This window comes from Psychroflexus lacisalsi (genome assembly GCF_020164495.1).
Lineage (GTDB): Bacteria > Bacteroidota > Bacteroidia > Flavobacteriales > Flavobacteriaceae > Psychroflexus > Psychroflexus lacisalsi.
The window spans coordinates 1478944-1492750 of the sequence record NZ_JAIQYZ010000001.1 but is presented as its reverse complement, the minus strand read 5'-3'; the positions used below and the strand labels follow the sequence as shown (position 1 = coordinate 1492750).

The following is a 13807-nucleotide window of genomic DNA, read 5'->3' as shown; positions in this document are numbered from 1 at the left end:
CTACCACCAAACAACAAAACATTTGCTGGTTTCACCTTTTTGATTTTTTCTGAACAGCATAACAGATTGCTTTTTATCCATAAATTCTTGAAGTTGATATAAAACTTTTGAATAGGAGTGCCAATCAGTATGCTGAGTTTCATCTGTAAACCAATTTATTTTTTTTGGAATATAAAATATATGATGCTTCCACTTTTTATTTAAAAATTCTTCAAGTGTATAAAAATAACCAGCTACGGCTTTTAGATTTGTTTTAAAAAAGCGGGTTCGGCAATTTTCAGGAAGAAAGAGAATCGCCTTAAAACAAACTTCCTGTTTAACTTTCCAGGGATCTATATGATACTTACTTAAAAAACTTCCTGCCATAGGGTGATAAAGCAGTGGGAATTGCTGTGATCTTAATTTTTCAATTTTGTCAATAAATCTATCACGCCTGTTTGGACCAATCCAGCAACAGTCGGGATCTTCATGAAGACTATCATCATAAAGATAAATCTTATTAATTAACTCGGTGTGGATGATCTTATCTTCAGTGGTATCTCGAAAAATGAAATCAAATTCACCAATTGTGGTCTTATTATCAATTACCTGCAAGCTGTAAGCTAATTCTTCAAAATGTTGAGATTGTTCCAAATAGTATTTGAAAAATATTTCAGCTCTTTTTCCTACGAAATTGAAGGTTCTGGCTTCTTCGAACGGAAAACTTTCGATTTGCTTGATTTTTGAAAGTAAATCAAATTCAAAAGTTAAAATGCCTGTGTTAGGAAGTTGATCAATCATCAACTCCGTATTCATAAAGCCTTTAAATTGTTTTAATATTTGAAGATCAGTATCTTTAGTCTGCAAGTTCTAAAGCAATTTTTATCATTTGATTGAATGTGGTTTCTCGCTCTTGAGCAGATGTCTTTTCACCAGTGATCAACGAATCTGATATCGTAAGAATGGCCAGGGCATTGACATCGTGTTTTGCAGCAATGGAATATAAGCCTGCAGCTTCCATTTCTACGCATAAGACATTATAAGCAGCCCACATCTGGTGATCCAATGGATCGTCTGTATAAAATAAGTCTGATGACAGCACATTTCCTGCTTTAAATGAAATATTGAGCTCTCTGGCAGTAGTAATGGCTTTATCAAATAACTTAAAACTAGCCGTAGGTGCAAAATCACCACCATTAAACCTATTTCTATTTAAGGATGAATTGGTGGAAGCGGCCATAGCTATAACTACATCTCTCATTTCTACTTCTTTTTTAATAGCGCCAGCACTACCTACCCGTATTAAGTTTTTGACACCAAATTCAGTAATAAGTTCATGGGCGTAAATACTGATGGATGGGATTCCCATTCCAGTACCCTGAACGGATATGTTATGTCCTTGATAAGTACCCGTATAACCAAGCATTCCACGAACTTCATTATAACAAGTGACATTTTCCAGGAAAGTTTCGGCTATCCATTTTGCTCTTAGCGGATCCCCAGGTAAAAGTATAGTTTCGGCGATATCGCCTTTTTTAGCATCAATATGTATACTCATATTTTTAAAATTTAATAGGTTGAGTTAGATGATTTTCCTTTTACAATAGCAATTCCCGCAGAAGCACCAATTCTAGACACACCAAGGTCGATGTATTTTTTTGCAGTCTCTGAATCTCGAATGCCCCCGGAAGCTTTAATTTTTACTTTATCGGATATATTGTCTTTCATAATTTTTACAGCTTCCAAAGTTGCTCCATGACTACCAAAACCAGTAGAGGTTTTCACATAATCGGCATTTGCTTTTTCTGAAAGCTTACAGGCTACAGCGATTTCTTTATCAGAAAGATTACAAATTTCTAAAATCACTTTTAGAGTGTGTTTTCCTATGGCTTTCTTGACAGCTGAGATATCAGTTTGTACATAATCAAAATCTTTGGCTTTCAATTTCCCTTGGTGGATGACCATATCTATTTCAGAAGCTCCATCTGCTATGGCTTGTTTTGCTTCTTCAACTTTGGCTCTGGTAGTACATGCGCCTAAAGGAAAACCAACTACAGTACAAACTTTAGATTCTGAATCTTTTAATAGTTCACTCGCTTCTTTCACATAGCTTGAATTAATGCAAACCGTTGCAAACTTGTAAGCGATAGCTTCCTCACATATATTATGTACCTGTTTTAAAGTAGCGTCGGCGTTTAGTAAAGTGTGGTCTATATAAGTGTTCATAGTGGGTTGAATGAATTTTTAGTAAATATAAAAGTTTGAAATTGATATTAGTAATAATACCAAAAGAATATTGATATCAAGGGTTTGCAGTATTAAGAATATATTGTACTTTTGCAGGCATTAAAATAAAACAAATATTTATGAATCATTATGAAACTGTTTTCATCTTGAATCCCGTTTTATCTGAAGACCAGATAAAGGAAACAGTAAAGAAATACGAAGATTTTCTTGTTTCGAAAGGTGCAGAGATGGTAAACAAAGAAGATTGGGGCCTAAAAAAATTGGCTTACCCGATCCAGCACAAAAAAAGTGGATTTTACCACTTACTTGAGTACAAAGCAGATGGAACTACCATCGAGCCTTTAGAAGTCATGTTTAGAAGAGACGAGAGAATGATGCGTTATTTGACCGTTAAATTGGACAAACATGCTATTGATTGGGCTAAAGAACGAGTTAAACGAATTAAAACTGGCGCGTAATTATGGCAACAATTGAAGAACAATCGAAAGGAAAGAACGACGGTGAGATAAGATATCTGACTCCGTTAGATATAGAAACTAAAAGTAAAAAGCGTTTTGATCGTTTCAGAAGAGCTGGCATTAAGTATATCGATTACAAAAATGCTGACTTCTTGATGGAATTTGTAAACGAACAAGGTAAAATTTTACCAAGACGTTTAACAGGAACTTCTTTAAAATACCAAAGAAAAGTATCACAAGCTATTAAGCGTTCTCGCCACTTAGCTTTGATGCCATACGTTGGTGATTTATTAAAATAAAAAAGGCAAAAAATGGAAATTATACTAAAAAAAGACGTTGATAATCTTGGTTTTGCCGATGACCTTGTCTCTGTAAAAAATGGATACGGTCGTAACTTTTTAATACCTCAAGGACTTGCTGTATTAGCAACACCCTCAGCTAGAAAAGTTTTGGCAGAAAATCTTAAGCAACGTGCTTATAAAGAAAAGAAAATTGTAGATGAAGCTAAATCATTAGCTGAAAAAGCAAAAGAACTTGATATCAAAATATCTTCCAAAACAGGAGCAGGTGACAAGCTTTTCGGAAGTATTACCGCTGGTAACCTTCAGGACATATTAGCAAAACACGATGTCGATATTGATAAGAAATATATTACCATTCTAGGTGGAAACATCAAACGTTTAGGTCAATATGACGCTAAATTGAGATTCCACAGAGATGTAATTTTAGACTTCACTTTTGAAGTCATCGCTGAAAACTAGCATGATTAATAAAACAACAATTTTTTAATTATAAAGCCGACCTATATGGTCGGCTTTATTTTTTCAAACACTTAAACAATTCATAATATGAAAAAAAGCTACATTTTAATTTTAATGTTTTTTATTGGGCTATCAACTTCTATGGCTCAAGTAACAACATCGACCATGTCTGGTCTTGTAAAAGATGATGCTGGAATTACATTGCCTGGAGCCAATGTTGTAGCAACTCATACACCTACAGGTTCAGTATATGGAGCTATGACCAATATTGATGGAAGGTTTAGACTTAATAATATGAGAATCGGTGGTCCTTACCAAGTAAAGATCTCTTATGTCGGATTTGAAACTAAAACTCTTGAGAATATCAATCTAGATCTTGGTGAAACTTACAATATTGACGTAACTCTTGTAACGACTTCCAATGCTCTGGATGAAGTCTTAATTACAGTTTCAGATAATCCAACGTTTTCAAGTGAAAGGACTGGCGCAGCGACGCAAATTACCAGCAAAGATTTAAAAAGGCTGCCAACTATTTCCAGATCTGCACAGGATTTTACAAGATTGGAGCCTTCTGCAAGTGGAAATTCGTTTGGAGGTAGAAATGACCAGTTCAATAACTTCAGTTTAGATGGTGCTGTTTTCAACAACCCTTTCGGATTGGATTCTCCTACACCAGGAGGTCAAACAGGAGCACAACCAATTTCTTTGGATGCTATTGAACAAATAAAAGTAACAACAGCACCTTATGATGTGACTTTGTCTGGTTTTACTGGAGCTTCTGTAAATGCTGTTACCAAAAGTGGTGATAATACTTTTAAGGGTACGGTGTACTCCTTCTTCAGAAATGAAGATTTGACTGGCGGTAAAATTGAAGGACAAGATGTCCCTAGAAACGATTTGGAGCAAATTCAATATGGTGTAAGTGTAGGTGGACCTATCGTTGAAAACAAATTATTCTTTTTTGCCAACTTCGAAAAAGATGACAGAACAGATCTTGGTGCTCCTTTTGCACCCAATCGAGGAACAGGATCGATCAACGAATCCAGAGTTTTAGCCTCGGATATGATGGCGGTTTCTAATGCTTTAGGACAACTTGGTTACGATACTGGTAGATTTGAAAATTTCAATTATAATTCTGAGTCTACCAAAGGCATTTTAAAATTGGATTGGAACATCAATCAAAACCATAAAGCAGCACTTATTTACAATTTCTTGAGAGCTTCCAAAGACAATGCAGCCAATAGAACAGCTTTAGGCTTTAGAGGACCGAGTCCTTCCGTCATTCAGTTTGAAAATTCTGGTTATGAAATCAACAATAATTTGAATTCAGTTCAATTTGAATTAAATTCTACTTTCGGTAATAAATACTCCAATAAACTTCAAGCTGGATACACTTATTTTGATGACTTCAGAAATCCGTTTTCTACACCGGCACCTCCTATCACTATTCAGGATGGTAGTGGATCAAACTATATCATTGCAGGGCATGAGCCGTTTTCTATAAACAATGAGTTGCAGCAGAAGGTATTTCAAGTCACCAACAACTTCAACATTTTTGTTGGAGATCACTCGGTAACCCTTGGTGCCTCATTTGAACGTTTTGAATTTGATAATTCATTCAATTTAGGGGGGTATGATAATTTTGGAAATCCTAATGGTTACTTTGGTACCTTCAATGCGTATCCATCTGTCGATGCTTTTTTGGCAGATGCAAATGCAGGTAGCCAAAGTGCAATTGCCCAGAATCTAGCTTTTGCTCAAAATGTATTTGACTCCAGGAATGGAAACGGCGTTGGGAATGACGGAGGCTTTAGATTGTCTGAAACCAATGTAGGTCAATTGTCTTTTTATGCTCAGGATGAGTGGAGCATGACTAATAATTTCAAGTTCACTTACGGTTTAAGATTAGACAAGCCATTATACTTTGATACGGATGAAAAAATTCAAGAATTTATTGATATCGATAACGGTGCAACTGTAGACCCTACGACTGTGTATTACGATCCTGAAACCAATTCAGAAACTACACTAAATTCAACACAATTACCGACAGATGAATTTTTGATTTCTCCAAGACTTGGATTTAACTGGGACGTTAGAAACGATAAAACTTTACAGATAAGAGGTGGAACTGGAATATTCACTGGAAGGTTGCCTTTCGTTTGGATTGGTAACCAAGTTAGTGGTGCAGATCAAGGGTTCTTCCAAATTGTTGATCCGGATTTTAAATTTCCACAAGTATGGAGAACCAATGTAGGATTGGATTATAAATTTGATAACGGTATCATCGCTTCTACAGACATTTCTTACACTGAAGACATAAATGCAGCACACGTTCAAAACTGGGGGTTAAGAGAACCAACACAAACTTTGGCTGGAGTAGATAGCAGAGCTGTTTACACTGAATCTGATAAAGGTGAGAATAATGCTTATGTATTTACAAATTCTAACAAAGGAAGAATTTTTAATGCTGTTGGTACTTTAAAGAAAAGTTTTGATAATGGTTTATATGTAAGTACTTCTTATAGTTACTTAAATGCCAAAGACGTCAATTCCATTGAAGCTGAAATTACTGGAGATGCATTTACTTTTAATCCAACAGTTGGTAATGCTAATAATGATGTTTTAGGATTTTCCAAATATGGAGATACTCACCGTTTTATTGCTGTGATCTCTAAAAACTTTCAGTATGGATCGAAAAACCAATGGGAAACAACAGTTTCCAGTTTTGTAGAATATGCTAAAGGAGGTCGATACAATTATACATACGGTGGTGACATCAATAATGATGGATCCAACATTAACGACCTTATTTATATTCCAACCACCGAAGAATTAGCAAGAATGCAATTTTCTGGACCAGGTCAGGCAGATGCTTTCAATGCTTTTATAGAGGATAACGATTACATGAAAGATAACAGAGGAAGTTATTTTGAAAGATATGGAGCTTTAGCGCCATGGAGAAGTACAGTGGACGTAAGAGTTTTACAAGATTATAACTTTAAAGTATCTGGGGGAAGAACCAATACCATACAGTTGAGTTTGGATATCCTTAATTTCGGCAATTTGTTAAATTCAGACTGGGGAATAGTTCAAGAACCATTCAACCAACAACCTATTGGCGTAAACGTCGATACAGTAACCAACGAACCTGTTTACACATTCGATCAAAATAGAACAGATTCTTTTGCTGTAAATACAAGTCTAATTTCACGTTGGAGAATGCAAGTGGGCTTGAGATATATTTTCTAATCAACTTATAAATTACAATCTTAAGATCGGTAGAGCTTCTACCGATCTTTTTTTATTTTTGCACTTATGAAATACGAAAGACTTACACAGGAACAGCTCAAAGAAATGCACAAAGAATTCGTCAATTTTTTGGCAAGTCAATCCATTACCAATGAAGAATGGGAGGACATTAAAACAAATAAACCACAAGTTGCTGAAGATGAACTCGATGTCTTTAGTGATTTGGTATGGGAAAGGGTTCTGAACAACGTAAATTATCTTGAGCATTTTTCTCCACAGCAGTTATTTTTATTTGAGTTTACAGATCAATTTATCAATTTAATTGGTCTAAAAATTGAAAATGAAGCTGTGGATATCAACACCAAACAAGGTTTTCAATGGCTAAGAGATAATCTTTTGAATGATGATGTTCAGATTTATACTTCTAAAAAGCCAATAAGTGAAGACAGAAATAAAGATATTTTTGCACTCATAAAGCAAGGTGCCCACATTACCAAAGGTAAACTTTACGAGTATTTTAATGGAATGGTGGAAAAGTAAAATTATTTTAGTGGTTTTTAATATTTAAAAAATAACATGGCAAGTAAAGCGTCAATACCAAAAGGAACTCGTGATTTTTCACCTTTGGAAGTCAGTAAAAGACAGTATATAATATCTACCATTCAGAAACATTTCAAAACTTTTGGTTTTCAGCCCATAGAAACCCCAACCTTTGAAAATTCAGATACCCTAATGGGAAAGTATGGCGAGGAAGGGGATCGTCTCATCTTTAAGATTTTGAATTCTGGTGATTATCTAAAAAAAGCTAATGCTGAAGCTTATGAAAGTAAAGACAGCGTAAAGCTGTCTTCTTCAATTTCAGAAAAAGCCTTAAAATATGACCTTACAGTACCGTTTGCCAGGTATGTAGTTCAACATCAAAATGAGATTGATTTTCCGTTTAAACGCTACCAAATTCAGAATGTATATAGAGCAGATAGACCACAGAAAGGGCGATTTAGAGAATTTACACAGTGTGACGCCGATGTGATAGGCAGTGACAGTTTATGGCAGGAAGTAGAGTTTATTCAACTCTATGATACTGTGTTTTCAAGCTTAAAACTTGAAGGTGTAACTATAAAGATGAATAACAGGAAAATCCTTTCTGGTCTGGCTGAAGTTATTGGCGAAAGCGACAAACTGATAGATTTTACGGTAGCTCTAGATAAACTTGATAAAATAGGAGAGGAGGGCGTTAAAAAAGAAATGCTCGAAAAAGGTATTTCTGAATCTGCCATAGAAAACATCAAGCCTATATTCAATTTTACAGGTGATTTCTCAAAGAAAATCAATCTTCTCAAATCACTGTTATCCAATTCTGAAATTGGACAAAAAGGAATTGAAGAACTTGAATTTATTCAGAAAGCCTTAGATCAAATGCCTTTACAAACAGCAAGATTGGATCTGGACGTGACGCTTGCCCGTGGTCTCAATTACTATACAGGTGCTATTTTTGAAATTTCAGCCCCTGAAGAAGTGAAAATGGGCTCCATTGGCGGGGGTGGAAGATATGATGACCTTACTGGCATTTTTGGACTCAAAAACATGAGTGGTGTAGGTATTTCATTTGGATTGGATAGAATCTATCTTGTGCTCGAAGAATTGAATCTTTTTCCTCAAGAGATCGAAGAAACTACGAAAGTTCTTTTTATAAATTTTGGAGAAGAAGAAGCACTTTATACGCTAAAGGCAATTTCAAAACTTAGAACTTCATCAATTTCTTCTGAATTATATCCCGACACCGCAAAGATGAAGAAACAGATGACTTATGCTGATAGGAGAAACATACCTTATGTTGTGCTTGCCGGAGGCAGTGAAATGAAGGAAGAAGTCTACAATCTCAAAAACATGAAAACTGGAGAGCAGAATAAATTCAGTTTAAAAGAATTGGTAGCTCACTTTTCTAATTAAATGAGTTAAAATAGATAGACCTATTCATTACATTAAAATTAATTACTTACTAAAGAAGCTATAACTTGCTGAAAACATGACTGATATCATTTTAAAATTTTGAATTGATCATTATATTTAAAGTATAAATCTTAAAATATTTAAATCATGAAAAAACTTAGAATGATAAGTTGTATTATATTAATGTTTCCGTTTATAGGCTTATCTCAAACATTAGAGAATTTAGATTTTGTATCTCCATTTCATGAAGATTTGGCTGCAGTTCAAAAAAATGATCAATGGGCATTCATCGACAGAAATGGAGATATCGTGATAAATTTTAGATCCGACCTTGTTAGTACAAAAACTGAAAATGGTTCTTATCCACTATTTAGTAATGGTAGGTGTTTAATAGAATCCAAAAAAGATGGAATATCTTATTTTGGTTACATCGATGTGTCTGGAAAGAAAAGCATTGAACCCCAATTTCTGAACGCAAAGAATTTTCATAACGGAAAAGCAATTGTTCTTCAATTGATTAAAGAATCAGCAGGGGTAAATACAGCTTTAGGTAAAAATGTAATTTATTACAAGTACTATGAAGTTTTAATCAATGTAGATGGACCTTTGGAGGCTTATTTATCAAAAGAACCTCAAAATGTAGTTTTGGATAAATCTTATTTAATAAATCCACCAGAAATTTCTTTTACACACTTCTCTGAATCTTTATACATCAAAAAAGGTAAATCGAATAAAATAACTTTGGTTAAAATAGATTGATCATGACTAGAACTTAAGTTCTTAGGTAAGTTTTTTATGTTTAATCTTATCATTTACTGAGATAACCAAAGATGATTTTTTAAAAACTATTTATCGATTGATGAGACTTTTGGGATTATCGAATACTTTTAACTTTTGTTGTGAACTATTCATTTCTTTTAATTTTACTTTTAAAGAAAAACTATGGGATCAAATAGAGATATCAAACCTTGGGAAGATGCAAGTAAAAGTGAAGAACAAGTTCATCTATCTGATATGCATGGCGATGGAGTACATTTTAATAGAGAGCTCCAAGCTAAAGCTAAACGCAACAAACAAATCGCTAAAGAAAAGGCGGTAAAAGCTCAAAAAAAGAAAAATAACCTGAAAGGTTAAATTGAAGTACATTTCTTTAAATATTCAAACTCTGCATTTGCAGGGTTTTTTTGTGATTCTAAATTAAATAATCTGACGGACGTCAGTTTTTTCTATTAGCCTTTTTCTTAATTTTAGATTATAATAAATGTATTATGAAAAATATTTTAGCGCTTACCGACTTTTCTCCTAGTTCTATCAATGCTATCAAATATGCATTAAAGCTTTTTGAGGGTGATTCATTAAGCTTTTATATTCTCCACTGTAAAGTTCCAGATTCAACATACTCTACAGCCGAAGTGATAGCTTCAGGTAATGTAAGTTTCTATGATTCCTTGTTGAAAGTTGCTAAAGATAATTTAGATGCTTTAATATTTGATCTCAAACAAAACTTAAGTATTGATTCTATCTCGTTTCATCCCATTGTTGCTTATGATAATTTGATCGATGCAGCTGAAAATGTTATAAAAACAAACAACATTGAATTATCTGTCATGGGAACCAATGGAGTGACCAATGCAAAAGAAGTAGTTTTCGGAAGTAATACTGTAAAAATGATAAGACATATAACTGATCCTATTCTTGCAGTTCCGTTGGATTTTAAGTTTCGTCAACTTAATAACATAGCCTTACCCTTACATGATTTCGATAAATTGAGCGATCAATCTTTCAAAGGCATAGTGGATTTTATAAAGCAATATGGTGAAATGGTACATGTTTTAAGAATTTGTCCTGAACAAGTGGTAACCCAAGAAGCTAAAAACGATTCAAAAGTTTTAAACACTTTACTCAGCCCTGTTAAGTTTCATTATCATACGGTTCAAAATGTACCCTTAAACCATGTTGTGGATTGTTTTATACAAACTCACGACGTAGATTTAATTATGCTTTTAGTAAAGTCTGAAAGTATTTTTGAACGCTTTTTTACAGGCTCATCTACTACTAAAATAGCTAATGACCTAAGAGTTCCCTTATTGGTTTTTCCTAATTAAAACCCAAGAAACATAACAAAAGGGTATTAGTTTAAGAGATGATAAAATTTAGTTGACCATGGTATTTTCTCATTCATAAAAGCTTATACTCGAAAAGTATCTTACTGGACTGATTTTATTTCTTATTTAATAGGTGTCTAGTTTTATTCTCTTTTTTAATACTATTAATGATATCGAAAAGTTGTTTTTTTAGTGTTTTATATTCTTTTAAAACCTCTTTAATTGTAAGGATTAAGCGCTTATGTTCTGTCCTGTAAGCTTTTTCTTCTTGAGGTTGATCAATACCATCCACCATAATTTGCAGACCGTTTTCATGCTCTTTCACCTCTTCTATCAATTCATCATTGCGTTTTTGAGATTTGTAAATGGCATTCATTATTTCTTTGTTATTGGAAAAATGGTTAAAGGCTATTAGTTGAGGTGTAAATTCTGTCACTAAATCCTCAAAAAAAAGATGTTCATCTTTCATAAACTTAAGTTCAGATAACCATTCCTGAGAAGTTAAGTGCATGTCTTCAGCATTTAACTGATTTACAAATTTTAAAAATTTTGGTATAGTTTCCATGATTAATCATTTATTAGAATTTGAATTTCTTCTATTTCCTAAGTTTTACATCTTTTTTACATTCACTGTAGTACTAGGTATATCATTATACAAGCCACCAACTCTTTTATATACTTCAAGCCACAAGAAATATCTATAAATTTGATTTTGAAGGTTATCACTAAGTTATGGCTTTAATGAATTTCAAGAACTGATAAGGATCAGTCAAAGTAATTATTATCAGAGTGTTATATCATGATTTCCTCTACATCATCAATTTTAGGAAGAGTAGAGTCCCAACCATAAGTGACCTTAAGTTTAACCCTCAGGGCATCCAAGCCCGGAGACTCTCCATGGATAAGGAAAACCTGTTCAGGGACATTTTTAATTCTGCCGAGCCAGTTTACAATTTCTTGCTGATCTGCATGCGCAGATAGGCTTTCAATGCTTTTTACGCTTGCCTTCACGGGATAGTATTTACCAAAAAATCGAACTTCATGTGCTCCGTCGAGAAGTTGTCTTCCTCTTGTCCCTTCCGCCTGGTAACCTACAAGTAGCACTGTTGTTGAAGGCTCATCGATAAGCTGTTGCAAATAGGTGAGAACTCTTCCTCCAGTCACCATGCCACTTCCAGCTATTATAATTTTGGAGCGATGATCATCTATTGTTTCCCAGGTTTCTCTAAAGGATTGTACAATCTTAAAATGATGACACATGGCATTATATTCATCCATAGGGAGCTTATGCCATTTTGGAAAACGCTGAAATACTTCTAAAACATTATTTCCCATTGGACTGTCAATAACCATGGGGATATTGGGGATTTTATTCTTTTGATATAACTTCCATAAGATAAACATGAGCGTTTGCAGACGTTCTACTGCAAAACTCGGAATGATGAGGTTTCCTTTTTTTTCTAGGGTTTCTAAAATTAGCTGGGTCAATACCTCTTCAACGTTTTCTTTTGGATGTAATTTGTTCCCATAAGTACTTTCTAAAAATAAGACATCTGCCCATTCTGGTTGTTTTGGCGCATTTAGTAAATAATCTTGTTGACGGCCGATATCCCCTGAAAACACAAATCGCTTCTCATTGATATTCAATTCTATAAATGTAGCTCCAATGATATGACCATTGTACTGAAACCGATAAGAAATATGTTCAGAGAGTTGGATCCATTCATCTTCGATATCTACAACAAAACGCCTAATGGTCTCCTCAGCTTCAACGATTGTATAGAAGGCTAGGGCAGGGCTATGTTTGCTGTAATTTTCTTTATTAGCTTTTTGAGCTTCCTCTTCCTGAATCTTGGCACTATCTTTCAATATAATTTCTGCTATAGCAAGCGTTGGTCCTGTTCCTTTTATTTCCCCCTTAAACCCTTGCTTTACCAATCGAGGTAAATAGCCTACATGGTCCAAGTGACCATGGGTAAGTAAAACCACATCGATCTCTGAGACATCAATTGGTAAGTCTTGCCAATTGAGTTGCCTCAATTCTTTTACCCCTTGAAAAAGTCCACAATCAATGAGGATATTTTTCTCTGAAGTTTCAATTAAAAACTTGGAGCCAGTTACCACTCCAGCTGCACCAAGAAAATGAATTTTTGCAATGTTGTCCATATAACTTACGTTTACTCACATAGTTGAGATATTTCTTTAAAAATCTTTTTTTTCCTGAGTTCAGAAACTCCCAAATGGTCTAAGTAAAACTTATCATTGATCAATTCTCTTAGTAAAACCACAGACCTGCTCAGGAGAAACTGCTTTTCTCGTTGGGTAAGAAGTGTTGAAACCGTAATAGGATAAAGTGCTAAACGGTCTATTCTATCTTTCAATCCATTTTTCAATGGATAATCCCAACTTATTAACGATAACCCGCAGCACCTTCCGTACTGAAGGGCATCTTCTGTAAATCTTGTATTGGTGACCACCCAGCCAGGCTCAAGTAAAGCATCTTTTTTTGAAACCTTACTCCAATTCTCTTTAATGTCTTGGAATCTAGAATTGATATATAATGGAACTTTTACATTGCAATTGTAGCCTTGTTCGCTGTGAAATTTACATTCTATAACCGTAGTTTTAGAATTTTTATGAGCAATCACATCAATCTCATGAGACACACATTTTCCTTTTAGAATAGTACCAACTTCGGTTGTATAGCCTGAATAATTTAAAACAGCACTTATGAACCGTTCAAAAGGGAACCCCGTTGGACCTAATTCGTAGATGGCTTTTTTGAGTTTATATTTAGAGGCAAAAGAGCGTTTATTCTTTTTGAGCAAGCCAAAAGCACGGTTATAGATTTCTTTTGTTGAAATACCTTGGTAGAGTTCATCGCGCACTTTATCTAAAATCTGACTTATAGTCTTATCGTCGGCTCCTGTTCTTTTGAGTGAAGCTCTTAATTTACTTAAAGAAAATCTAACTTTTTCACCAGAAGATTTTATAATGTCTATTTGAGGTGTTTCCATTCGTTTTATATTTATGAAAAAGTCATTTTCTAAACTTT

The 13807-nt window shown here is 34.3% G+C and carries 15 protein-coding genes; 9 read left to right on the top strand and 6 right to left on the bottom strand.

Annotated features, from left to right (window positions below; all coding sequences use genetic code 11):
- Genes LB449_RS07000 through deoC form a run of 3 tightly spaced genes read right to left on the bottom strand, consistent with a single transcriptional unit; the run spans position 1 to position 2205 of the window.
- Positions 1-846 (bottom strand): DUF1853 family protein, encoded by an 846-nt coding sequence (locus LB449_RS07000; protein WP_224454353.1) that lies wholly within the window; start codon positions 844-846, stop codon positions 1-3.
- On the bottom strand, positions 836-1537 hold the full coding sequence (gene deoD, locus LB449_RS06995) for a purine-nucleoside phosphorylase (protein WP_224454352.1): 702 nt from the start codon (positions 1535-1537) through the stop codon (positions 836-838). The genes LB449_RS07000 and deoD overlap by 11 nt, the downstream gene beginning before the upstream one ends.
- Positions 1538-1548: 11 nt before the next feature.
- Entirely contained in the window at positions 1549-2205 is a 657-nt protein-coding gene (gene deoC / locus LB449_RS06990) for a deoxyribose-phosphate aldolase (protein WP_224454351.1), read from the bottom strand.
- Positions 2206-2345: 140 nt separating this feature from the next.
- Here deoC and rpsF point away from each other — a divergent pair, with 140 nt between their 5' ends.
- The 9 genes from rpsF to LB449_RS06945 all read left to right on the top strand — a co-directional run bounded on the left by rpsF (position 2346) and on the right by LB449_RS06945 (position 10752).
- The gene (rpsF, locus tag LB449_RS06985; protein ID WP_224454350.1) at positions 2346-2684 is read left to right on the top strand and encodes a 30S ribosomal protein S6; all 339 of its coding nucleotides are present in this window, start codon (positions 2346-2348) and stop codon (positions 2682-2684) included.
- 2 nt (positions 2685-2686) lie between these two features.
- Complete coding sequence (gene rpsR, locus LB449_RS06980; protein WP_224454349.1) at positions 2687-2983, top strand: 30S ribosomal protein S18; 297 nt, start codon at positions 2687-2689, stop codon at positions 2981-2983.
- A 12-nt stretch (positions 2984-2995) separates the two neighbouring features.
- Positions 2996-3445, top strand: a complete 450-nt coding sequence (gene rplI, locus LB449_RS06975) for a 50S ribosomal protein L9 (protein WP_224454348.1) — start codon at positions 2996-2998, stop codon at positions 3443-3445.
- Positions 3446-3532: 87 nt separating this feature from the next.
- On the top strand, positions 3533-6697 hold the full coding sequence (locus LB449_RS06970; protein WP_224454347.1) for a TonB-dependent receptor: 3165 nt from the start codon (positions 3533-3535) through the stop codon (positions 6695-6697).
- A 66-nt stretch (positions 6698-6763) separates the two neighbouring features.
- A complete protein-coding gene (locus LB449_RS06965) occupies positions 6764-7237 on the top strand; it encodes a DUF6495 family protein (protein ID WP_224454346.1) in 474 nt (157 codons plus the stop codon).
- Positions 7238-7273: 36 nt separating this feature from the next.
- Positions 7274-8647, top strand: coding sequence for a histidine--tRNA ligase (gene hisS / locus LB449_RS06960; RefSeq protein WP_224454345.1), 1374 nt, complete (start codon positions 7274-7276; stop codon positions 8645-8647).
- Positions 8648-8794: 147 nt separating this feature from the next.
- Positions 8795-9406: a WG repeat-containing protein gene (locus tag LB449_RS06955; protein ID WP_224454344.1), complete on the top strand. Its 612-nt coding sequence runs from the start codon at positions 8795-8797 to the stop codon at positions 9404-9406.
- Between the two features lie 183 nt (positions 9407-9589).
- Positions 9590-9781, top strand: a complete 192-nt coding sequence (locus LB449_RS06950) for a hypothetical protein (protein WP_224454343.1) — start codon at positions 9590-9592, stop codon at positions 9779-9781.
- Positions 9782-9915: 134 nt separating this feature from the next.
- Positions 9916-10752 (top strand): universal stress protein, encoded by an 837-nt coding sequence (locus LB449_RS06945; protein ID WP_224454342.1) that lies wholly within the window; start codon positions 9916-9918, stop codon positions 10750-10752.
- A 115-nt stretch (positions 10753-10867) separates the two neighbouring features.
- Here the strand turns inward: LB449_RS06945 and LB449_RS06940 are convergent, their stop codons facing one another.
- From LB449_RS06940 to LB449_RS06930, 3 genes are all read right to left on the bottom strand, one after another.
- Complete coding sequence (locus LB449_RS06940; protein WP_224454341.1) at positions 10868-11317, bottom strand: hypothetical protein; 450 nt, start codon at positions 11315-11317, stop codon at positions 10868-10870.
- A gap of 227 nt (positions 11318-11544) precedes the next feature.
- Positions 11545-12918, bottom strand: coding sequence for an MBL fold metallo-hydrolase RNA specificity domain-containing protein (locus LB449_RS06935; protein ID WP_224454340.1), 1374 nt, complete (start codon positions 12916-12918; stop codon positions 11545-11547).
- A gap of 11 nt (positions 12919-12929) precedes the next feature.
- A complete protein-coding gene (locus tag LB449_RS06930) occupies positions 12930-13769 on the bottom strand; it encodes an ATP cone domain-containing protein (RefSeq protein ID WP_224454339.1) in 840 nt (279 codons plus the stop codon).
- Positions 13770-13807: the final 38 nt, after the last annotated feature.